At 58.6% G+C, this 22,780-nt stretch carries 18 protein-coding genes, 2 tRNA genes and 3 rRNA genes; 7 read left to right on the plus strand and 16 right to left on the minus strand.

Annotated elements, in window-relative coordinates; all coding sequences use genetic code 11:
• Positions 1-27: 27 nt before the first annotated feature.
• The 5 genes from rrf to PCOSP_RS20330 form a co-directional block, all read right to left on the minus strand.
• Positions 28-143: ribosomal RNA gene (rrf, locus tag PCOSP_RS20310) — 5S ribosomal RNA — on the minus strand.
• Positions 144-302: 159 nt separating this feature from the next.
• Positions 303-3,194 (minus strand): 23S ribosomal RNA (locus PCOSP_RS20315).
• 252 nt (positions 3,195-3,446) lie between these two features.
• Positions 3,447-3,522 (minus strand) — tRNA-Ala (locus tag PCOSP_RS20320).
• Positions 3,523-3,548: 26 nt separating this feature from the next.
• A tRNA-Ile gene (locus tag PCOSP_RS20325) sits at positions 3,549-3,625 on the minus strand.
• A 65-nt stretch (positions 3,626-3,690) separates the two neighbouring features.
• Positions 3,691-5,226: ribosomal RNA gene (locus PCOSP_RS20330) — 16S ribosomal RNA — on the minus strand.
• Together the 16S, 23S and 5S rRNA genes with 2 tRNA genes alongside form the textbook arrangement of a ribosomal RNA operon.
• Positions 5,227-5,898: 672 nt before the next feature.
• Here PCOSP_RS20330 and rhtA point away from each other — a divergent pair.
• Both rhtA and PCOSP_RS20340 read left to right on the plus strand, forming a co-directional pair.
• Complete coding sequence (gene rhtA / locus PCOSP_RS20335) at positions 5,899-6,786, plus strand: threonine/homoserine exporter RhtA (protein WP_175363563.1); 888 nt, start codon at positions 5,899-5,901, stop codon at positions 6,784-6,786.
• Positions 6,787-6,952: 166 nt separating this feature from the next.
• A complete protein-coding gene (locus tag PCOSP_RS20340) occupies positions 6,953-7,234 on the plus strand; it encodes a hypothetical protein (RefSeq protein ID WP_041021352.1) in 282 nt (93 codons plus the stop codon).
• A gap of 10 nt (positions 7,235-7,244) precedes the next feature.
• On the opposite strand, the gene PCOSP_RS20345 is transcribed toward PCOSP_RS20340, so the two are convergent.
• Positions 7,245-7,814, minus strand: coding sequence for a TetR/AcrR family transcriptional regulator (locus PCOSP_RS20345; RefSeq protein ID WP_139649537.1), 570 nt, complete (start codon positions 7,812-7,814; stop codon positions 7,245-7,247).
• Positions 7,815-7,904: 90 nt separating this feature from the next.
• On the opposite strand from PCOSP_RS20345, the gene PCOSP_RS20350 reads away from it, so the two are divergent.
• Together PCOSP_RS20350 and PCOSP_RS20355 are read left to right on the plus strand one after the other, a co-directional pair.
• A complete protein-coding gene (locus tag PCOSP_RS20350; RefSeq protein WP_139649535.1) occupies positions 7,905-8,633 on the plus strand; it encodes an SDR family oxidoreductase in 729 nt (242 codons plus the stop codon).
• Positions 8,634-8,666: 33 nt separating this feature from the next.
• Positions 8,667-9,257 (plus strand): 2-hydroxychromene-2-carboxylate isomerase, encoded by a 591-nt coding sequence (locus PCOSP_RS20355; RefSeq protein ID WP_139649533.1) that lies wholly within the window; start codon positions 8,667-8,669, stop codon positions 9,255-9,257.
• 8 nt (positions 9,258-9,265) lie between these two features.
• Here PCOSP_RS20355 and PCOSP_RS20360 read toward each other — a convergent pair whose 3' ends face one another.
• The 5 genes from PCOSP_RS20360 to PCOSP_RS20380 form a co-directional block, all read right to left on the minus strand.
• Entirely contained in the window at positions 9,266-11,074 is a 1,809-nt protein-coding gene (locus tag PCOSP_RS20360) for an aminopeptidase P family protein (RefSeq protein ID WP_464709417.1), read from the minus strand.
• Between the two features lie 48 nt (positions 11,075-11,122).
• On the minus strand, positions 11,123-12,289 hold the full coding sequence (locus tag PCOSP_RS20365; RefSeq protein WP_464709418.1) for a cysteine desulfurase family protein: 1,167 nt from the start codon (positions 12,287-12,289) through the stop codon (positions 11,123-11,125).
• Between the two features lie 154 nt (positions 12,290-12,443).
• Entirely contained in the window at positions 12,444-13,058 is a 615-nt protein-coding gene (locus PCOSP_RS20370; RefSeq protein ID WP_139649527.1) for a LysE family translocator, read from the minus strand.
• Positions 13,059-13,154: 96 nt separating this feature from the next.
• Entirely contained in the window at positions 13,155-13,421 is a 267-nt protein-coding gene (locus tag PCOSP_RS20375; protein WP_139649525.1) for a hypothetical protein, read from the minus strand.
• A 110-nt stretch (positions 13,422-13,531) separates the two neighbouring features.
• Positions 13,532-13,897, minus strand: a complete 366-nt coding sequence (locus PCOSP_RS20380) for an antibiotic biosynthesis monooxygenase (protein WP_139649523.1) — start codon at positions 13,895-13,897, stop codon at positions 13,532-13,534.
• Between the two features lie 94 nt (positions 13,898-13,991).
• Between PCOSP_RS20380 and soxR the strand changes: the two genes are divergently transcribed.
• Positions 13,992-14,444, plus strand: a complete 453-nt coding sequence (soxR, locus tag PCOSP_RS20385) for a redox-sensitive transcriptional activator SoxR (protein WP_139649521.1) — start codon at positions 13,992-13,994, stop codon at positions 14,442-14,444.
• 102 nt (positions 14,445-14,546) lie between these two features.
• Positions 14,547-15,005 carry a VOC family protein gene (locus tag PCOSP_RS20390; protein ID WP_041021362.1) on the plus strand — a complete coding sequence of 153 codons (459 nt, stop codon included), beginning with the start codon at positions 14,547-14,549 and terminating at the stop codon, positions 15,003-15,005.
• 156 nt (positions 15,006-15,161) lie between these two features.
• Here the strand turns inward: PCOSP_RS20390 and prpF are convergent, their stop codons facing one another.
• The 5 genes from prpF to PCOSP_RS20415 all read right to left on the minus strand — a co-directional run bounded on the left by prpF (position 15,162) and on the right by PCOSP_RS20415 (position 21,949).
• Complete coding sequence (gene prpF / locus PCOSP_RS20395) at positions 15,162-16,364, minus strand: 2-methylaconitate cis-trans isomerase PrpF (protein WP_175386341.1); 1,203 nt, start codon at positions 16,362-16,364, stop codon at positions 15,162-15,164.
• 26 nt (positions 16,365-16,390) lie between these two features.
• Complete coding sequence (gene acnD, locus PCOSP_RS20400; RefSeq protein WP_139649517.1) at positions 16,391-18,982, minus strand: Fe/S-dependent 2-methylisocitrate dehydratase AcnD; 2,592 nt, start codon at positions 18,980-18,982, stop codon at positions 16,391-16,393.
• A gap of 198 nt (positions 18,983-19,180) precedes the next feature.
• Positions 19,181-20,308: a bifunctional 2-methylcitrate synthase/citrate synthase gene (gene prpC / locus PCOSP_RS20405; protein WP_139649515.1), complete on the minus strand. Its 1,128-nt coding sequence runs from the start codon at positions 20,306-20,308 to the stop codon at positions 19,181-19,183.
• 40 nt (positions 20,309-20,348) lie between these two features.
• Positions 20,349-21,239, minus strand: coding sequence for a methylisocitrate lyase (gene prpB / locus PCOSP_RS20410; RefSeq protein WP_055127049.1), 891 nt, complete (start codon positions 21,237-21,239; stop codon positions 20,349-20,351).
• Positions 21,236-21,949 carry a GntR family transcriptional regulator gene (locus tag PCOSP_RS20415; protein WP_175363555.1) on the minus strand — a complete coding sequence of 238 codons (714 nt, stop codon included), beginning with the start codon at positions 21,947-21,949 and terminating at the stop codon, positions 21,236-21,238. The genes prpB and PCOSP_RS20415 overlap by 4 nt, the downstream gene beginning before the upstream one ends.
• Positions 21,950-22,239: 290 nt before the next feature.
• Here PCOSP_RS20415 and rloA point away from each other — a divergent pair, with 290 nt between their 5' ends.
• On the plus strand, positions 22,240-22,776 hold the full coding sequence (gene rloA / locus PCOSP_RS20420; protein ID WP_139649509.1) for a retropepsin-like aspartic peptidase RloA: 537 nt from the start codon (positions 22,240-22,242) through the stop codon (positions 22,774-22,776).
• The last annotated feature ends 4 nt before the right edge of the window (positions 22,777-22,780 follow it).

The raw sequence follows: 22,780 nt of genomic DNA on the forward strand, positions 1-22,780 counted from the left end.
TCAGCAGATAGGGGTTTCGGAATTTAATCTTGACGATGACCTACTCTCACATGGGGAAACCCCACACTACCATCGGCGATGCATCGTTTCACTTCTGAGTTCGGGATGGGATCAGGTGGTTCCAACGCTCTATGGTCGTCAAGAAATTCGGTAGCCAGCGCGTGCCTTGCGGTCACGTTCCAGCGAATGGGTATGCGATAGTTTGTGTGTTGCTGCTGAGTCAGTCCGAACTTTCGGTTCGTTTCGTCTTCACACACCGCAATCTGGTGCCCTTTCAGGTCAACAAATTGCTTGGGTGTTATATGGTCAAGCCTCACGGGCAATTAGTACAGGTTAGCTCAACGCCTCACAGCGCTTACACACCCTGCCTATCAACGTCGTAGTCTTCGACGGCCCTTCAGGGAGCTCAAGGCTCCAGTGAGATCTCATCTTGAGGCAAGTTTCCCGCTTAGATGCTTTCAGCGGTTATCTTTTCCGAACATAGCTACCCGGCAATGCCACTGGCGTGACAACCGGAACACCAGAGGTTCGTCCACTCCGGTCCTCTCGTACTAGGAGCAGCCCCTCTCAAATCTCAAACGTCCACGGCAGATAGGGACCGAACTGTCTCACGACGTTCTAAACCCAGCTCGCGTACCACTTTAAATGGCGAACAGCCATACCCTTGGGACCGGCTTCAGCCCCAGGATGTGATGAGCCGACATCGAGGTGCCAAACACCGCCGTCGATATGAACTCTTGGGCGGTATCAGCCTGTTATCCCCGGAGTACCTTTTATCCGTTGAGCGATGGCCCTTCCATACAGAACCACCGGATCACTAAGACCTACTTTCGTACCTGCTCGACGTGTCTGTCTCGCAGTCAAGCGCGCTTTTGCCTTTATACTCTACGACCGATTTCCGACCGGTCTGAGCGCACCTTCGTACTCCTCCGTTACTCTTTAGGAGGAGACCGCCCCAGTCAAACTACCCACCATACACTGTCCTCGATCCGGATAACGGACCTGAGTTAGAACCTCAAAGTTGCCAGGGTGGTATTTCAAGGATGGCTCCACGCAGACTGGCGTCCACGCTTCAAAGCCTCCCACCTATCCTACACAAGCAAATTCAAAGTCCAGTGCAAAGCTATAGTAAAGGTTCACGGGGTCTTTCCGTCTAGCCGCGGATACACTGCATCTTCACAGCGATTTCAATTTCACTGAGTCTCGGGTGGAGACAGCGCCGCCATCGTTACGCCATTCGTGCAGGTCGGAACTTACCCGACAAGGAATTTCGCTACCTTAGGACCGTTATAGTTACGGCCGCCGTTTACCGGGGCTTCGATCAAGAGCTTCGCGTTAGCTAACCCCATCAATTAACCTTCCGGCACCGGGCAGGCGTCACACCCTATACGTCCACTTTCGTGTTTGCAGAGTGCTGTGTTTTTAATAAACAGTCGCAGCGGCCTGGTATCTTCGACCGGCGTGGGCTTACGCAGCAAGTGCTTCACCCTCACCGGCGCACCTTCTCCCGAAGTTACGGTGCCATTTTGCCTAGTTCCTTCACCCGAGTTCTCTCAAGCGCCTTGGTATTCTCTACCCAACCACCTGTGTCGGTTTGGGGTACGGTTCCTGGTTATCTGAAGCTTAGAAGCTTTTCTTGGAAGCATGGCATCAACCACTTCGTCACCCAAAGGGTAACTCGTCATCAGCTCTCGGCCTTAAGATCCCGGATTTACCTAAGATCTCAGCCTACCACCTTAAACTTGGACAACCAACGCCAAGCTGGCCTAGCCTTCTCCGTCCCTCCATCGCAATAACCAGAAGTACAGGAATATTAACCTGTTTTCCATCGACTACGCTTTTCAGCCTCGCCTTAGGGACCGACTAACCCTGCGTCGATTAACGTTGCGCAGGAAACCTTGGTCTTTCGGCGTGGGTGTTTTTCACACCCATTGTCGTTACTCATGTCAGCATTCGCACTTCTGATACCTCCAGCAAGCTTCTCAACTCACCTTCACAGGCTTACAGAACGCTCCTCTACCGCATCACTTACGTGATACCCGTAGCTTCGGTGTATGGTTTGAGCCCCGTTACATCTTCCGCGCAGGCCGACTCGACTAGTGAGCTATTACGCTTTCTTTAAAGGGTGGCTGCTTCTAAGCCAACCTCCTAGCTGTCTAAGCCTTCCCACATCGTTTCCCACTTAACCATAACTTTGGGACCTTAGCTGACGGTCTGGGTTGTTTCCCTTTTCACGACGGACGTTAGCACCCGCCGTGTGTCTCCCATGCTCGGCACTTGTAGGTATTCGGAGTTTGCATCGGTTTGGTAAGTCGGGATGACCCCCTAGCCGAAACAGTGCTCTACCCCCTACAGTGATACATGAGGCGCTACCTAAATAGCTTTCGAGGAGAACCAGCTATCTCCGAGCTTGATTAGCCTTTCACTCCGATCCACAGGTCATCCGCTAACTTTTCAACGGTAGTCGGTTCGGTCCTCCAGTCAGTGTTACCTAACCTTCAACCTGCCCATGGATAGATCGCCCGGTTTCGGGTCTATTCCCAGCGACTAGACGCCCTATTAAGACTCGCTTTCGCTACGCCTCCCCTATTCGGTTAAGCTCGCCACTGAAAATAAGTCGCTGACCCATTATACAAAAGGTACGCAGTCACAGAACAAAGTCTGCTCCCACTGCTTGTACGCATACGGTTTCAGGATCTATTTCACTCCCCTCTCCGGGGTTCTTTTCGCCTTTCCCTCACGGTACTAGTTCACTATCGGTCAGTCAGTAGTATTTAGCCTTGGAGGATGGTCCCCCCATATTCAGACAAAGTTTCTCGTGCTCCGTCCTACTCGATTTCACTTCTAAGATCCTTTCGCGTACAGGGCTATCACCCACTATGGCCGCACTTTCCAGAGCGTTCCGCTAAAATCAAAGAAGCTTAAGGGCTAGTCCCCGTTCGCTCGCCACTACTAAGGGAATCTCGGTTGATTTCTTTTCCTCAGGGTACTTAGATGTTTCAGTTCCCCTGGTTCGCCTCTTGCACCTATGTATTCAGTGCAAGATAACCATCTTGTGATGGCTGGGTTCCCCCATTCAGACATCTCCGGATCAAAGTCTGTTTGCCGACTCCCCGAAGCTTTTCGCAGGCTACCACGTCTTTCATCGCCTCTGACTGCCAAGGCATCCACCGTATGCGCTTCTTCACTTGACCATATAACCCCAAGCAATCTGGTTATACTGTGAAGACGACATTCGCCGAAAATTCGATCTTGCTCATGCGAGCAACTCACAAATTTTACCTTAGCCTGAACAACACCAGTGAAAGTGCCATTCAGTCTATCTTTCTATCACATACCCAAATTTTTAAAGAACGATCTAATCAAAAGACTAGAAATCAACATTCATCATCGTCTTGATGGAATGCTCATTTCTAAGCTTTAAACGAGGGTCACCAATCGGTAAATGGTGGAGCCAAGCGGGATCGAACCGCTGACCTCCTGCGTGCAAGGCAGGCGCTCTCCCAGCTGAGCTATGGCCCCGTATCGCTACAGGGTGCACCAGTAATTGGTGGGTCTGGGCAGATTCGAACTGCCGACCTCACCCTTATCAGGGGTGCGCTCTAACCAACTGAGCTACAGACCCAATCGTCTTCTTCAATGAATCAAGCAATTCGTGTGGGAGCTCATGGAGCAGCTGCCGTCGTCGATTAAGGAGGTGATCCAGCCGCAGGTTCCCCTACGGCTACCTTGTTACGACTTCACCCCAGTCATGAATCACACCGTGGTAACCGTCCCCCGAAGGTTAGACTAGCTACTTCTGGTGCAACCCACTCCCATGGTGTGACGGGCGGTGTGTACAAGGCCCGGGAACGTATTCACCGCGACATTCTGATTCGCGATTACTAGCGATTCCGACTTCACGCAGTCGAGTTGCAGACTGCGATCCGGACTACGATCGGTTTTATGGGATTAGCTCCACCTCGCGGCTTGGCAACCCTCTGTACCGACCATTGTAGCACGTGTGTAGCCCAGGCCGTAAGGGCCATGATGACTTGACGTCATCCCCACCTTCCTCCGGTTTGTCACCGGCAGTCTCCTTAGAGTGCCCACCATAACGTGCTGGTAACTAAGGACAAGGGTTGCGCTCGTTACGGGACTTAACCCAACATCTCACGACACGAGCTGACGACAGCCATGCAGCACCTGTCTCAATGTTCCCGAAGGCACCAATCCATCTCTGGAAAGTTCATTGGATGTCAAGGCCTGGTAAGGTTCTTCGCGTTGCTTCGAATTAAACCACATGCTCCACCGCTTGTGCGGGCCCCCGTCAATTCATTTGAGTTTTAACCTTGCGGCCGTACTCCCCAGGCGGTCAACTTAATGCGTTAGCTGCGCCACTAAGAGCTCAAGGCTCCCAACGGCTAGTTGACATCGTTTACGGCGTGGACTACCAGGGTATCTAATCCTGTTTGCTCCCCACGCTTTCGCACCTCAGTGTCAGTATCAGTCCAGGTGGTCGCCTTCGCCACTGGTGTTCCTTCCTATATCTACGCATTTCACCGCTACACAGGAAATTCCACCACCCTCTACCATACTCTAGCTCGACAGTTTTGAATGCAGTTCCCAGGTTGAGCCCGGGGCTTTCACATCCAACTTAACGAACCACCTACGCGCGCTTTACGCCCAGTAATTCCGATTAACGCTTGCACCCTCTGTATTACCGCGGCTGCTGGCACAGAGTTAGCCGGTGCTTATTCTGTCGGTAACGTCAAAACCATCACGTATTAGGTAATGGCCCTTCCTCCCAACTTAAAGTGCTTTACAATCCGAAGACCTTCTTCACACACGCGGCATGGCTGGATCAGGCTTTCGCCCATTGTCCAATATTCCCCACTGCTGCCTCCCGTAGGAGTCTGGACCGTGTCTCAGTTCCAGTGTGACTGATCATCCTCTCAGACCAGTTACGGATCGTCGCCTTGGTGAGCCATTACCTCACCAACTAGCTAATCCGACCTAGGCTCATCTGATAGCGCAAGGCCCGAAGGTCCCCTGCTTTCTCCCGTAGGACGTATGCGGTATTAGCGTCCGTTTCCGAGCGTTATCCCCCACTACCAGGCAGATTCCTAGGCATTACTCACCCGTCCGCCGCTCTCAAGAGGTGCAAGCACCTCTCTACCGCTCGACTTGCATGTGTTAGGCCTGCCGCCAGCGTTCAATCTGAGCCATGATCAAACTCTTCAGTTCAAACATCTTTGGGTTTTGAGAAAACCCTAAACTTGGCTCAGCAATCGTTGGTTACATCTTTGATTTCTCGCGGAGTAACTTGTGATGCTGATAATCTGTTGACTAGCAGTCTGACTCCACAAGCACCCACACGAATTGCTTGATTCAGTTGTTAAAGAGCGGTGGGTTGAGCCTTTCGTCTCAACCGAGGCGCGCATTCTACAGCGCCCCGTGTATCTGTCAAGCGATTATTTCAGAAGTTTTCAAAGTTTCCTTTTCAACTTCAACCACTTGCGCTTTCGATCTCTCGTTAGCGGGAGGCGAATTCTACAGCGTTAGTCGCTGCTGTCAACACCTCTTTTTCACCGCTTTCGACCGAGAAGATCGAACCGTCAACGGGGCCAAACAACACGCCCTGCCAACTCCTTCCGGACTTCGATGAACTGAAGCCCTGCGCCACCTTAAATCGTCTAACTCATTGAAACTCAAGGAGTTTTCCGTTTCGACTGCGCCGGAAGTGGGGCGAATTATAGAGACTCAGAATCTGCCGTCAACCCTTAATTACGCTTTTCTATCTATCCGCGACATCTGGCAAATGAAATCCGTCTCATATATAGACGCTGCCGCTCGAAATGCGCACTATATTGCTCAAATCAGCTGCCTCCCCGCCCTTACTCTGGACAAACCTTCGTAATGAATCCCCCACATCGCAGCCTGGCCTCCGCTTTGTACCCGGTCGCCCTGCTTTTAATTGCCATGGCATCCATTCAGTCTGGAGCCTCCCTGGCCAAAAGTATGTTTCCGGTAATAGGCGCCCAAGGCACCACGACACTACGACTCATTTTTGCCAGCATCATCATGTTGCTATTGCTGCGCCCCTGGCGCGCCAAGCTGACAGCCCAATCCCTGCGCACCGTAGTGGTCTACGGAATGGCACTGGGCGGTATGAACTTCCTCTTCTATATGTCAGTTCGCACGACGCCACTGGGAATTGCCGTGGCGTTGGAATTTACCGGCCCCCTGGCGGTAGCTATTTATACTTCGCGCCGGGCAATCGACTTTCTCTGGATTGCCCTGGCAGTGATCGGCCTGCTCCTGCTGATACCCACAGGAAGCGCCACCGCCGGCATTGACCCAATCGGCGCCTGCTATGCATTGGGAGCGGGTGTCTGCTGGGCGCTCTACATCCTGTTTGGCCAGAAGGCCGGCGCAGACAATGGCGTACAGACTGCCGCGCTGGGGGTAGTGATCGCAGCCTTGTTCGTAGCCCCTATCGGCATCGTCCATGCCGGTGCCACGCTGCTGACACCGAGTCTGATTCCAGTCGCTATTGGTGTCGCCATCCTGTCCACGGCCCTGCCCTACACACTCGAAATGGTAGCCTTGACCCGCTTGCCTGCCCGGACCTTCGGCACCCTGATGAGCATCGAACCCGCCGTTGCGGCCCTATCGGGGTTCGTATTCCTCCAGGAGTACCTGTCATTGGCCCAATGGATGGCGATTGCCTGCATCATTCTGGCGTCAATCGGCGCAACCCTGACCCTGAACAATGCCGTAAAGCCTGCCATTGCAGCGGATTGAAGCAGGATTTAACGAAGCTCTGGCATTTGCCGCGCATTTAGGCCATGTTTAGGTCCGTAACCCAATGTCAAACATGGAATTTTCATACAGGACGTCATGAACGCTTCAAGCGCAAGCGAATGTAGTCATACGTGAACAGAGATTCACGACGGCGTTAAGGACGGGAATGAAACGAATCTTGATATTGATCGCCGTACTCGCGGTTGCGGGCTGCGCGGCGACGACGAAAACTGAAGTCAAACGCGGCAAGAAAGCTCTGCACATCAATTGTTCCGGCCTGACGTCGTCCTGGGACCAGTGCGCCGCCAGTGCAGCCAATTCATGCGCCCCCAAGAGCTACAAGGTCATCGCCAAATCGGGGGACGCGGTCGAGGAACCTGGGGATTATCCTTTCGGACTCAACCCCGCCGGCTACACCAGCCGCAGCATGATCGTCATCTGCAAGTAGCGAACGGCCTTCAACCAACCCGCTGCCCGGCCATTCGACGGCTTATCTCCTCCTGGCTGGACTGGAGGACAGTACGCTGGATCTCTGGGGCGACCAGCATGCGCGCAACAACCAGCGCCCCAACGCATTGCGACAGGATGGCCCAGGCCAGGCTGTCGCTTTCCAGTATTCGCGCCCAGCTCTCATGCAAACGACAGATCCACGTTTGTGCAGCCTCCCGCACCTGCACATCCGAGCGTGCGATTTCAGCGCCAAGCACCGGCAACGCGCAACCGGCCTCAGGTTGTTCGACGTGACTCATGCTCAAGTACTGCTTGAGACAATGCTCCAACCTGGCCAAGTCCAAGACATGATCACCGCTCAGGCGCTCCAGGCTTTGGGTCAACTCCCGCTCAACGATGGCCTTGAACAGCTCGTCCTTGGAGGAAAAATGACTATAGAACGCTCCTCCGCTCAACCCAATCGCCTTCATCAAACCATCGACGCCTACCGTCGAAAACCCGGATTTCTTGGCGGAAACGGCACTGCTGGCGAGCAGTTTTTCCCGGGTTTCCATTTTGTGATTGGCTGAGTAACGCATGAATCCTGCCCCTGATCGCTCAACTTGACGTACAACGGAGCGTAGCATAACGTTCGTTCAGCTAACGATCGTTTACCAATGAGGCGAACCATGGATAACAAGAAGATCGTATTGGTTGTTGGCGCGGGGGATGCCACGGGAGGTGCGATTGCCAAACGTTTCGCGCAGGAAGGTTTTGTAGCGTGCGTAACCCGCCGTAGCGCCGACAAACTCGCTCCGCTGGTGGAGGCGATACGCGCCCAAGGCGGCGAAGCCCACGGCTTTGCCTGTGATGCGCGCAAGGAAGACGACGTGATCGCGCTCATCGAGCAAATCGAGAGCCAGATAGGCCCCATCGAGGCCTTTGTCTTCAACATCGGCGCCAACGTGCCGTGCAGCATTCTCGAAGAGACCGCCCGTAAATACTTCAAGATCTGGGAGATGGCCTGTTTCTCCGGTTTCCTCAACGCCCGGGAAGTGGCTAAACGCATGGTCAAGCGCCAGCGCGGGACCCTTCTGTTTACCGGCGCCACGGCGGGTTTACGCGGCGCCTCGGGGTTCGCCGCATTCGCGGGAGCCAAACATGGCATCCGTGCGCTGGCCCAGAGCATGGCCCGAGAGCTGGGCCCCCTGAATATCCACGTGGCGCATGTAGTGGTGGACGGCGCCATCGACACCGACTTCATCCGCGATAACTTTCCAGAGAAATATGCGACCAGGGATGAAGACGGCATCCTCGATCCCGAACACATCGCCGAAAACTATTGGTACTTGCATACCCAGCCACGCGACGCCTGGACCTTCGAGCTGGATCTGCGCCCCTGGAGCGAACGCTGGTAAGCCCCTCCCCATAACAACAAGAGAGCTGTGACCATGAGCAAATCGGTGGAGTTTTTCTTTGACCTTGGCAGCCCGGCGACCTACCTGGCCTACACCCAACTCCCGCAGCTTTGCGCACACACCTGCAGCGAACTGGTCTACCGACCCATGTTACTGGGGGGTGTCTTCAAGGCGACGGGCAATGCATCGCCGATTACCGTACCGGCCAAAGGCGCGCATATGGCCAAGGACCTGGATCGCTTCGCCAAACGCTACGGCGTGGCGTTCAAGCTCAATCCGCACTTTCCAATCAATACCCTGTCGTTGATGCGCGCCATAACCGGCATGCAACTGCGTCATCCTGAACGTTTCATAGCGTTCATCGATTGTCTGTTCCGCGCCTTATGGGTCGACGCCCGTGATCTCAGCCATCCGCAGACGGCAGCAGCGGTACTGGAAGAAGGCGGTTTCGACCCCGGCCACGTGCTGGCACTGACAACTGACGAGCACATCAAGGAAGCCCTGAAAGCCACCACCGAAGAAGCCATTGCCCGGGGCGTGTTCGGTGCCCCCAGCATGTTCGTCGGCGACGAGTTGTTCTTTGGCCAGGATCGGCTGGACTTCGTCCGTGAAGCCCTCGGCTGATCCCGGCGTCAGATAGCCATCGTTCGCGTGTGCAGCCATTGCAACGCACTGCCTTCCAGCAACGGGCTCAAGCGACGCTGAACCTCGGCATGATAGGCATTGAGCCAGGCCTTTTCATCCAGGCTCAACAGCGACGGTTCCAGGCAGCGCGTGTCAATCGGACACAAAGTCAGGGTTTCAAACTCAAGAAATTCACCGAACTCGCTGCTCCCCGCCTCACGGTTCAAGGCCAGGTTCTCGATGCGCACACCCCAGCGTCCGGGACGATAAGTCCCCGGCTCGATGGAGGTGATCATCCCTGGCTGCATGGCAGTCTGCGGCGTGGGAGCCGCCTGATAGGCGATGACCTGTGGTCCCTCGTGGACGTTCAGGAAATAGCCGACTCCGTGACCGGTACCATGTCCGTAATCCACCTGTTCGGCCCAGATCGGCGCCCGTGCGATGGCATCCAGCAGCGGCGACAGAATGCCGCGCGGGAACCGAGCCCTGGACAAGGCAATGACGCCCTTGAGGACACGCGTGCAGTCACGTTTCTGCTCGGCGTTGGGCGTTCCCACCGGCACCATGCGGGTGATGTCGGTGGTGCCGCCCAGGTATTGGCCACCGGAATCGATCAACAACAACCCATCGCCCTCGATGACCGCATGGGCTTCTTCCGTAGCGTGGTAATGGGGCATTGCACCATTGGCGTTGAAAGCAGCAATGGTGTTGAAGCTCAGGGAGACAAAATCCGGCCGGCGTCTGCGAGCTGCGGTCAGGTGTTCATCGATGGTCAGTTCGGTGATGCGCTCACGACCCCAGGCACTTTCCAACCAGGCGAAGAACTCACAGAGCGCTGCACCATCCTGTTCCATCGCGCGACGGATATGCTCGGCGTCGGCCAGGCTCTTGCAGGACTTGGCCAGCGTCGTGGGATTGAGCCCCTCCACCAGCTTCACGCCACTGTCCAGATTATCCAGTAAGCCGACGGTGACCCGGGCCGGATCGACCTGCAGGCTCGCGCCGCCAGGCACTTCACGTAATGCGCTCGCCGCTTCGCTGTAATCACGCAGGGTTACACCGTCCTGCTCGAGGACCGCACGCAGTGCACCATCGACCTTGTCCAGGGCCACGAACAAGGTTGCCTGCTGCTGGCTGATCAAGGCAAAAGCAATAAACACGGGATTGAACGACACATCCGCGCCACGCAGGTTGAACAACCAGGCGATGTCGTCCAGCGTGGCGATGAAGTGCCAGTCGGCGCCACGCGCCTTGAGGGTTTCGCGCAGCTTGGCGAGTTTTTCGACCCGGCTGACGGTCGCCTGGGGTGGAAGGTGTGCGTACACCGGCTGATCAGGCAGGCTTGGACGATCGGACCAGGCTTCATTCAGCAGATCGATGTCAGTGCGCAAGCGCGCACCTCGCTCCGCGAGCTTGCTGCCCAAGGTTCGGGCCGACGCCACGGCCATTACCGCGCCATCGACCGCGACCACCCCGCCTTCGGGCGTCTGTTCGGCCAGCCAGTCCAGGGGGCCGGGTTGACCGGGAATGAGCTTGACCAGTTCGATGCCGCTGCCCTTCAGCTCCTGGGTCGCCTGTTCCCAGTAACGACTGTCGGCCCAGACCCCGGCGAAGTCCTTCGTCACGATCAGGGTACCGATCGAGCCATGGAAGCCCGACAACCATTGCCGTCCTTGCCAATAGCCCGGCAGGTATTCCGACAGATGCGGATCAGCCGACGGCACCAGCAGCGCGTGGATACCCTCCCGACTCATCAGTTGGCGGATTCGGGCCAGGCGCTGGGGAACCAGTCCATGGGTCAAAGGCTCGGTACTCATCGTGTCTCCTGTCTATCAATATTATTGTTCGAGGCTCAAGCAACCGACTCAGGGGGTACTGGTCCAGAAGGCCGGTGCTGCGACGCAGGCGGCCTTGATCAGCCGCACGGCCTCGTCGATATCCTGTTCGCGGGTGAAGCGTCCCAGGCTCAGGCGAATGGTCCGCCCTGCCGCGCGAGCATCGTGCCCCAAGGCCAGCAGCACATGGGACGGCGTGTTGTTCGCCGAATTGCAGGCCGATGTGGCGGAAAATGCAAGGGAAGCCCCCAATGCCGCCGGGTTGAACTCACCCTCATGGAACGTCAGGCTCAGCGTGTGGGGAATGCGCTGGGTCGTACTGCCGTTGATACACACACCGGGCAACGCCAGCAGCGGCTCGAGCAAACGATTGCGCAAGCGGACGATTTTGTCGAGCTCGTCGTCGAACGACTGGGCCGCCAACTCGAACGCTGCGCCCATGGCCGCAATCTGATGAGTCGCCAGCGTGCCAGAGCGAAAACCGCCTTCATGCCCGCCCCCATGGATCTGCGCAGATAGACGCGGTCGGGCACGTTCACCGACGTAGAGCGCGCCGATGCCTTTGGGGCCGTAGATCTTGTGCGCGGAAAAAGACATCAGGTCCACCGGCCAGTGGGCCAGGTCAATCCTGACCTTGCCGGCGCCCTGGGCGGCATCCACATGGAACAGCGCGCCATGCCCACGGACGAGCTCACCGATGGCGACTACATCATTGACGGTACCCAGCTCGTTGTTCACCAGCATCAGCGACACCAGGAAGGTGTCCTCGCGCAGTGCCTCGCGGACAGCTTGCGGACTGATCAGGCCATCGGCATCCGGAGCCAGCCAGGTCACCGCGACGCCGCTCTCTTCGAGCTGCCGGACGGTGTCGAGAATCGCCTTGTGTTCGATCAGGCTGGTGATGACATGACCGCCGGACGCCCCGCGCGCCTGGGTCACCCCCTTGAGCGCCAGGTTGTTGGACTCGGTGGCACCGGAAGTCCAGACGATCTGCTGCGCCTGCGCCCCCACCAATTGCGCCACCTGCTGACGTGCCTGCTCCACCGAGCGCCGGGCTTCCTGCCCGAAGGCATGGGAGCTGGAGGCCGGGTTGCCGAAGTTACCGTCGAAGCCCAGGCATTCGACCATGACCTGGATAACCCGCTCATCCACTGGCGTAGTGGCGGCGTAATCGAAATATAAAGGACGTTTATTCATGGAAAACTCGCAGAGCCTGTTCCGGGATCGGGCGCTCTCGTTGGGTTCGAGGTTACTACCCGATCAACCTTAAAGAAGTGAGACTTCGTTTAAAAGTGCGTAGGAACGCTCCTGAACAGCGAGCTTAGCAGGCATCCAGTCGAAGCTCAGCCCCTCATCTCATGCTTTCGAGCAATAACGGATACAACGAGGCCACCAGCAACAGCGCCATTGCCCAGTTGAACAGACGCAGCCAACGACGGTCACGCAGCAGGTTGCGCAACAGGCTGCCGCAGACCACCCACAAGCTGACACTGGGCAGGTTGATCAGGGCGAACACGGCCGCGATCACCACCACGTTGAAGAAGTAGCCTTGAAGCGGCGTGTAGGTGCTGATGGCTCCGATGGCCATGATCCAGGCCTTGGGATTGACCCATTGAAATGCCGCGGCGCCCCAGTAGCTGATCGGCGTGCGCTCCCCCGATTCGCTCTCCGAGACCGGGCCGGAGTGGGCAATTTTCCACGCCAGGTACAACAGGTACGCCGCGCCAACGTAGCGCAGCACGGTGTAAAGCAGCGGATACGCCTGGAACATCGCGCCCAGGCCAAAGCCCACCGCCAGCACCAGGACAAAGAAACCACAGCTGATGCCCAGCATATGAGGGATGGTGCGGTTGAAGCCGAAATTCACCCCCGAAGCCAGCAACATGGTGTTGTTGGGGCCCGGTGTGATCGAGGTAACAAGGGCAAACAGGGCGAAGCCCAGCAGCAGGTCCAGCGAAAGGGTCATGGCGGTCAGTCCGTCGTGTGGTCAGGTGATGACCCTACTCTTGGTCCCGTCGCAAACCCATGGACAGTTGGGTAAAACTTCCGGCGGTACAGTCTCTCAGCTTGGCTTTGCAGACAACTGCACCGGCTGTTCGGCGCTCATCTCACCACGATCGTCGAAACCACTGTTTTTCTGCGACGGACCGAGCAGCTCGGCTTTTTTCGCGTGGTACTCATCGAACGACAGGCCCCGGCGATTCAAGGCTTCAAGGGCCAGTTCGCGGGTTTCTTCGGCGGTGTAAGGGCGCAGTTCAGGCGTCGAGGCGGCGCAACCGCTCAATACGGTGGCGACTAACAGCAGCGAAACGGCAAGGATGCGATTCATGACGAGTGTCCGGTGTTTTGGGGCGATGAATAAAGGCTACCCGCCGGCCCCACACAGCAGAAATCAACCCTCTTGATAGTGGGTATCGCCCCTCCGGATTCCTCATTCGCTCAATCGACCAACTGGCACTGCAGCGCATTATCCGGGCTGCGTTCAATGCTGCGGATCACCTGGAACGAGCCAAACGTCACGGCTTTGGCCCGGTGAGCCTGAATCAGCCGCCAGAAATCCTGCTCGCCGCTTTCAAACCGTCGAAACGCCGCCTCCCCCGCTTCCCGGGTCTGCCATTGCAAATAATTGAGTACACGCCTGCCGTCCTCGCTGACCTGGATGCTGGCACTCAGGAAGCCCTGATGATCCTGCGCCAGGCGCTCGGTCTGTTCCGACAGGGCTGTAATCAGCGCCTGTTGCCAGTGAGGTTCGATGTCGAATTCGATCAGTTGGGTGAAGCTGCGATTGTTCCTTGGCAATTGCATGAAAGGTCCTCGATACACGTAAGGTGAATCTTGCGATCCGAAGGCGTGCAGCGTAAAACCTCTACTTAAGTCAAGGTCAAGCAATGAATCCGCTATGGCACAGATAGATATCCATAAAGAACTCACCGTGGGCCAAGTGGCCGCCCGCAGCGGTGTGGCCGTCACCGCCCTGCACTTCTATGAAGCCAAGGGGCTGATCAAAAGTACCCGCAACCAGGGCAACCAACGCCGCTATCCACGAGGGGTGTTGCGACGCGTGGCACTGATCAAGGTTGCCCAGCGCCTGGGCATTCCCTTGGCGGAGATCGGCGAGGCGTTGAAGTCCCTGCCGGACAACCGCGCGCCAACGGCCGCCGACTGGCAGATCCTGTCGGCACAGTGGAGCCAGGATCTGGATGAACGCATCAACCAATTGATCGCGTTGCGTGACCGGCTGAACGGCTGTATCGGCTGTGGTTGCCTGTCGATGGAGGCCTGCCCGCTGCGCAACCAGGGCGACGTGCTGGGCGAGCGTGGACCGGGCGCGCATCTGCTGGAGGAACCATAAGGCGTTCGTCGGGACCAGGGGCGACTCGAAATCACTGGCCTATAGTGAATGGGCGCAAATCGACGAAGCCGCTCTTCGCCCGATACAAAAAGGAGAAACGTCATGGGCGTCAAAGCCATTCCCGAAGGTTTCCACAGCATTACGCCCTACTTGGGCATTCATAAAGCCGCCGAAGCCATCGAGTTCTACAAAAAAGCCTTCAATGCCACCGAGGTCATGCGCCTGGCAATGCCCGACGGGGGCATCGGTCATGCCGAACTGCGGATCGGCGGCAGCCCGATCATGCTCGGCACGCCGTGCGATCAGGGCCCCCTGAGCAATCCGGACCAATCGCCGTCGGTGGGCCTGCACTTATATGTCGAGGACGTGGACCGCGTGTATGCCCAGGCGATTGCCGCCGGTGGCACGGTGATCGCCGAGGTCAAGGATCAGTTCTATGGTGATCGCTCCGGCAGCTTGAAGGATCCCTACGGACATGTGTGGTTCCTGGCGACACACAAGGAGGATCTGACTCAGGAGCAGATCGAGCAACGGGCCAGGGAGATGTTCCAACAGGGCTGAACTGCCTCGATCAGTCAAACCACAGCCCTGTGGGAGCGAGCCTGCTCGCGATAGCGCCGGGTCAGCAACATCATTGTTGGCTGACACACCGCTATCGCGAGCAGGCTCGCTCCCACAATGATTCAGTGGTGACTCCCCCAGATCCTTTGTGGTGGATCAGAACGTGTCTGCCGGTACCCGCACGACCCCTTCCATCAACACCCGCGCGCTGCGACTCATGATGGCTTTGTTTACGGTCCATTCGCCATTGACCTGGCTGGCCTCGGCGCCGACGCGCAACGTGCCGGACGGGTGACCGAAGCGCACGGCGTTGCGCTCGGTACCGCCGGCGGCCAGGTTCACCAGGGTGCCGGAAATAGCGGCGGCGGTGCCGATGGCGACTGCGGCGGTGCCCATCATGGCGTGGTGGAGCTTGCCCATGGACAGCGCCCGCACCAGCAAGTCGACGTCCCCCGCCGCTACGGCTTTGCCACTCGACGAAACGTAGTCCGCTGGCGGCGCGACAAACGCCACCTTCGGCGTGTGCTGACGTTGGGCGGCTTCGTCCAGTTGCTTGATCAGCCCCATGCGCAGGGCACCGTGGGCGCGGATGGTTTCGAACATCGCCAGGGCCTTGGGGTCGCCATTGATGGCGCCCTGCAGCTCAGTGCCGGTATAGCCGACGTCCCGGGCATTGATGAAAATCGTCGGGATCCCAGCGTTGATCAGGGTTGCCTTGAGCGTACCGACGCCGGGCACTTCCAAGTCGTCCACCAGATTGCCGGTGGGAAACATCGAACCGCCCCCGCCTTCTTCCTCGGCTGCCGGGTCCATGAACTCCAACTGCACTTCTGCCGCCGGAAAAGTGACCCCGTCGAGCTCGAAATCACCGGTTTCCTGCACCGCGCCATCGGTCATCGGCACATGAGCAATGATGGTCTTGCCGATGTTGGCCTGCCAGATCCGCACCACCGCCACACCGTTCTGTGGAATGCGGCTGGACGATACCAAGCCACTGCTGATGGCAAACGAACCCACCGCCGCCGACAGGTTGCCGCAGTTGCCACTCCAGTCCACGAACGGCTTGTCGATGGAGACCTGGCCGAACAGGTAATCGACGTCGTGGTCGGCCCGGTTGCTCTTGGACAGGATCACCGTCTTGCTGGTGCTGGACGTGGCGCCGCCCATGCCGTCGATCTGTTTCTCGTACGGATCGGGACTGCCAATGACCCGCAACAGCAAGGCATCGCGTGCCGCGCCGGGGACACGGGCGGCTTCGGGCAGGTCCGTCAGATTGAAGAACACGCCCTTGCTGGTGCCACCGCGCATGTAGGTGGCGGGGATTCTGATCTGTGGTGAAAAGCGTGGTGCGTGAGCCATGAAGCACCTACTCCTTATCGTGAGATTTAAACGGCAACCGCCGATTCAAGGAAGTCCTGGGCAAAGCGCTGCAACACGCCACCCGCTTCATAAATCGACACCTCCTCAGCCGTATCGAGACGGCAGGTCACCGGCACTTCAACGCGCTCGCCGTTCTTGCGAGTGATGACCAGGGTCAGCGTCGCGCGTGGGGTGCGCTCGCCAATCACGTCGTAGATTTCGCTGCCATCGATGCCCAGGGTCTTGCGATCGGTGCCAGGCTTGAACTCCAGCGGCAACACGCCCATGCCCACCAGGTTGGTGCGATGGATACGCTCGAAGCCTTCGGCGGCAATCGCCTCGACACCGGCCAGGCGTACGCCCTTGGCCGCCCAGTCCCGGGACGAACCCTGGCCATAGTCGGCACCGGCGATGATGATCAGCGGCTGCTTGCGTTCCATGTAGGTTTCGATGGCTTCCCACATCCGCATGACTTTGCCTTCGGGCTCGACCCGTGCCAGGGAACCCTGCTTGACCTTGCCGTTTTCCTGGACCATTTCGTTGAACAGTTTCGGGTTGGCGAAGGTGGCGCGCTGGGCGGTCAAATGGTCGCCCCGGTGCGTGGCGTAGGAGTTGAAGTCTTCTTCCGGCAAGCCCATCTTCGCCAGGTATTCGCCGGCGGCGCTGTCCAGCATGATTGCGTTGGACGGCGACAGGTGATCGGTGGTGATGTTGTCCGGCAGCACCGCCAACGGGCGCATGCCTTTGAGCGGTCGCGCCCCAGCCAGCGCCCCTTCCCAATAGGGCGGACGGCGGATGTAGGTGCTTTGCGGACGCCAGTCGTACAGCGGCGTGACTTTCGGCCCGGTGTCTTCCTGGATGGCGAACATCGGGATGTACACCTGGCGGAACTGCTCCGGCTTCACCGAAGCCTTGACCACTGCTTCGATTTCCTCGTCACTCGGCCAGATGTCCTTGAGACGGATTTCCCGACCGTCCACCACGCCCAGCACATCCTTCTCGATGTCGAAACGGATGGTCCCGGCGATGGCGTAGGCCACCACCAAGGGCGGCGAAGCAAGGAACGCCTGTTTGGCGTATGGATGGATACGGCCATCGAAGTTGCGGTTACCCGACAGCACGGCGGTGGCATACAGGTCGCGGTCGATGATTTCCTGCTGGATCACTGGGTCCAGCGCGCCGGACATACCGTTGCAGGTTGTGCAGGCGAAGGCCACCACGCCGAAGCCCAATTGCTCCAGCTCCTTGGTCAGACCCGCTTCATCCAGGTACAGCGCCACGGTTTTCGAACCCGGTGCCAGGGACGATTTGACCCACGGTTTGCGAGCCAGTCCCAGGCGATTGGCATTGCGTGCCAAGAGGCCAGCGGCAATGACGTTGCGCGGGTTGCTGGTGTTGGTGCAACTGGTGATGGCGGCGATGATCACCGCGCCGTCGGGCATCTGCCCCGGCACTTCGGTCCATTGTCCGGCAATGCCGTTGGCCGCCAGATCGGCAGTCGCGACGCGGGCGTGGGGGTTGCTCGGCCCGGCCATGTTGCGCACCACCGAGGACAGGTCGAAGGTCAGACCTCGCTCGTACTGTGCGCCCTTGAGGCTGTCGGCCCACAGGCCCACCTGCCGGGCGTAGGTTTCCACCAATTGCACCTGCGCGTCTTCACGGCCGGTGAGCTTGAGGTAGTCGATGGTCTGCTGGTCGATGTAGAACATCGCCGCCGTGGCGCCATATTCCGGGGCCATGTTGGAGATGGTTGCGCGGTCGCCCAGGGTCAGCGCCTGCGCGCCTTCACCGAAAAACTCCAGCCAGGCGCCAACGACCTTCTGCTTGCGCAGGAACTCGGTCAACGCCAGCACCATGTCGGTGGCCGTGATGCCCGGTTGCAACTTGCCGGTCAGCTCGACGCCGACGATTTCCGGCAGGCGCATCCACGACGCGCGACCGAGCATGACGCTCTCGGCTTCCAGCCCACCGACGCCGATGGCGATCACGCCCAAGGCGTCGACATGGGGCGTATGGCTGTCGGTGCCCACGCAGGTGTCGGGGAAGGCGACGCCGTCCCGTTGCTGGATCACCGGGGACATTTTTTCCAGGTTGATCTGGTGCATGATCCCGTTGCCCGGCGGAATCACGTCGACATTCTTGAAGGCCTTTTTGGTCCAGTTGATGAAGTGGAAGCGGTCTTCGTTGCGACGGTCTTCAATCGCCCGGTTCTTGGCAAATGCCTGAGGGTCGAAGCCGGCGCTTTCCACTGCCAGGGAGTGATCGACGATCAGTTGGGTCGGCACCACCGGGTTGACCTGGGCCGGGTCGCCGCCCTGCTGGGCGATGGCGTCGCGCAGGCCGGCCAAGTCCACCAGGGCGGTCTGGCCGAGAATGTCATGGCAGACCACCCGGGCCGGGAACCATGGGAAGTCCAGGTCGCGCTTGCGCTCGATCAGTTGCAGCAGCGACTCGCCCAGGGTGGCCGGGTCGCAGCGACGCACCAGGTTTTCCGCCAGCACGCGCGAAGTGTACGGCAGGCCGTCGTAGGCGCCGGGACGGATGGCATCCACGGCCCCGCGAACATCGAAGTAATCCAGCGAAGTGCCGGACAGCGGTTTGCGAAATTCTGTGTTCATCGTCAGGACTCGGGTCACGGTGGGTTCAGAAGGGGCTGGCGCAGCATTGAAGTGAACCTGTTCTTCTGTGGGAGCGAGCCTGCTCGCGATTGTGGTGTGTCAGCCAACCATGAGGTTGCTGACCCGACGCTATCGCGAGCAGGCTCGCTCCCACAGGGTTCTGGGTTTCTCCAGTACCTGCGGTTAAACCCCTCCAGCTCAGCGTTGTTCGATTGGCACGAACTTGCGCTGTTCAACGCCGGTGTATTCGGCGCTCGGGCGGATGATGCGGTTGTTGGCGCGTTGTTCGAACACGTGGGCGGCCCAGCCGGTCAGGCGCGAGCAGACAAAGATCGGCGTGAACAGCTTGGTCGGGATGCCCATGAAGTGGTACGCCGAGGCATGGTAGAAATCGGCGTTGGGGAACAGCTTCTTCTGTTCCCACATGGTCTTGTCGATGGCTTCGGAAACCGGGAACAGCACGGTGTCGCCCACTTCATCGGCGAGTTTTTTCGACCAGCCCTTGATCACCTCGTTGCGCGGATCGTTGTCCTTATAGATCGCATGGCCGAAGCCCATGATCTTGTCCTTGCGCTCCAGCATCGCCAGGGTGCCCTTGACCGCCGCCTCCGGCGAGTCGAAGCGTTCGATCATTTCCATGGCCGCTTCGTTGGCACCGCCATGCAACGGCCCCCGCAGCGAGCCAATCGCCGCCGTGATGCAGGAAAACAGGTCCGACAGGGTCGAGGCGCAGACCCGGGCAGTGAAGGTCGAAGCATTGAATTCGTGCTCGGCGTAGAGGATCAGCGACACGTTCATCACTTTGACGTGCAGCTCGCTCGGTTTTTTGCCGTGCAACAGATGCAGGAAATGGCCGCCGATGGACGCTTCGTCGGTCACGCATTCGATGCGCTGGCCCTGGTGGCTGAAGCGATACCAGTAGCACATGATCGCCGGGAACGCGCCCAGCAGGCGGTCGGTCTTGTCGTGCTGTTCGGCAAAACTTGTCTCGGGTTCCAGGTTGCCGAGGAACGAGCAACCGGTGCGCATCACGTCCATCGGATGGGCGTCGGCGGGAATGCGTTCCAGCACTTCCTTCAGGGCCTGGGGCAGGTCGCGCAATTGACGCAGTTTGCGGACATAGCCATCCAGTTGCGCCTGGGTTGGCAGTTCGCCGTACAGCAACAGGTAGGCCACTTCTTCGAATTGCGCATCAGCCGCCAGGTCGCGAACGTCGTAGCCACGATAGGTCAGGCCCGCACCGGACTGGCCAACGGTGGACAAGGCGGTTTGCCCGGCTACCTGGCCACGGAGCCCGGCGCCACTGAGTACTTTTGCTTCGGCCATTTGCTGTCTCCAGTTCTTGAATTTGTAGGGAATCGGCCCGTTATTTTTTCGCAGCGAACAACGCATCGAGCTTCTGCTCGAAGGTGTGGTAGTCGATGCGATCGTAAAGCTCCATGCGGGTCTGCATGGTGTCGATGACATTCTGTTGCGTGCCGTCGCGACGGATCGCGGTGTAGACGTTCTCGGCGGCCTTGTTCATGGCGCGGAATGCCGACAGTGGGTACAGCACCAGGGACACGTCGGCACCGGCCAGCTGTTCGGTGGTGTAGAGCGGCGTCGCGCCAAACTCGGTGATGTTGGCCAGGATCGGCGCCTTCACGCGGCTGGCGAACAACTTGTACATCTCGAGTTCGGTAATTGCTTCGGGAAAGATCATGTCAGCACCGGCCTCGATGCAGGCGGCCGCACGGTCCAGCGCGGACTCCAGGCCCTCCACTGCCAAGGCATCGGTGCGAGCCATGATCACGAAGCTGTCGTCGGTACGGGCATCAACGGCAGCCTTGATGCGGTCGACCATTTCCTGCTGCGAGACGATTTCCTTGTTCGGCCGATGGCCGCAGCGCTTGGCACCGACCTGGTCTTCGATGTGGATCGCCGCCGCGCCGAACTTGCTCATCGACTTGACGGTGCGAGCCACGTTGAACGCCGACGAACCGAAACCGGTGTCCACGTCCACCAGCAGCGGCAGGTCGCACACGTCGGTGATCCGCCGCACATCTGTCAGCACGTCATCCAGGCCGGTGATGCCCAGGTCCGGCACGCCGAGGGAACCGGCTGCCACGCCACCGCCCGACAGATAAATAGCCTTGAAACCGGCGCGTTTGGCCAGCAGCGCGTGGTTGGCGTTGATCGTGCCGACCACCTGTAACGGATGCTCGGAGGCGACCGCATCGCGGAATCGCTGGCCTGGCGTGCTCTTGCTGGAACTCATGACTCACCTCGTTCAGTGGCGGCGCTGTCCTGGTAATGACGCGCGATGTTGCGTTTGGAGGCGCCGATGTGCCGGCGCATCAATAACTCAGCCAATTCGCCGTCACGGTCGGCGATGGCATCGAGAATCCGGTGATGCTCGGCAAAGGCCTGGCGCGGCCGGTTGGGCGTGGTGGAAAACTGAATGCGGTACATGCGCACCAGTTGATACAACTCGCCGCAGAGCATTTGCGTCAGCGTGCGGTTGCCGCTGCCCTGGATGATCCGGTAATGAAAGTCGAAATCGCCTTCCTGTTGGTAATAGCCGACACCGGCCTGGAAGGCCGCATCGCGCTCATGGGTTTCCAGGACCTGGCGCAGTTCGTCGATTTCCGCCAGGGTCATGCGCTCGGCCGCGAGGCGGCAGGCCATGCCTTCCAGGGACTCGCGGATTTCGTAGAGCTCCAGCAGCTCGGCATGGCTCAGGGAAACCACACGCGCGCCGACATGAGGCACCCGCACCAGCAGGCGCTGACCTTCCAGCCGATGGATCGCTTCGCGCAGCGGTCCACGGCTGATGCCGTAGGTACGGGCCAGCTCGGGCTCGGAAATCTTGCTGCCGGGGGCGATCTCGCCTTTGACGATGGCGGCCTGGATACGCCGGAAGACGTTTTCGGAAAGGGTTTCCGAGTCGTCTTGGGCCAGCACCGGCGTTTCGAGCTGATCGAGCATATTGTCGACACCTTCAAAATCAATACGACAAAAACTACCCAATCAAAGCGTATACGTCAAAACAAAAAACGATATTGTCGACAATCGTCTAATAGGCCCGTCCGCCACCACCACCTTTTCACAGGGTTCGTAGCCTCCGGCCAGCGGTGGCGTCAGAAAACCACCGTGCTAGAATGCCGCCGCTGTTGGCCACTCTCCTGTTCTTCTATATAGAGAGAAGGCTACTGAAGGAGCTTGTGCAGTAATGCCAGGGCCTGAACCGATAAACGGAACGCCGTGCACCAGGATCTATGACATTCAAGCCCTTATCCGCTGCCCTCTGCTTCATGTGCCTGCCGGGACTCGCCGCGGCGGGTGAAAAAACCGTGTACGGCCTCAACGAATACGCAGCGCTGCAGGGCATCGACCTGGAGGTGGCCGCCAAGCTGGACACCGGCGCCAAGACCGCCTCCCTCAGTGCCCGCGACATCAAACGCTTCAAACGCAACGGCGAATCCTGGGTGCGTTTTTACCTCGCCATCGACGCGGCCCATTCGCACCCCATCGAACGCCCGCTGGCCCGGGTCAGCAAGATCAAACGCCGCGCCGGTGACTACGACCCGGAAGAAGGTAAGAAATACACGGCCCGGCCGGTCATCGAACTGGATATCTGCATGGGCTCGGCCCTGCGCAGTATTGAAGTGAACCTGACCGACCGCAGCGCCTTCCAATACCCGTTGCTGATCGGTTCCGAGGCGCTCAAGCGCTTCGACGCACTGGTCGACCCCAGTCTCAAATACGCTGCCGGCAAACCCGCCTGCACCAATGCCGCTCTTACCGCAGAGTAATTCC

This window comes from Pseudomonas sp. MAFF 730105 (assembly GCF_055380705.1).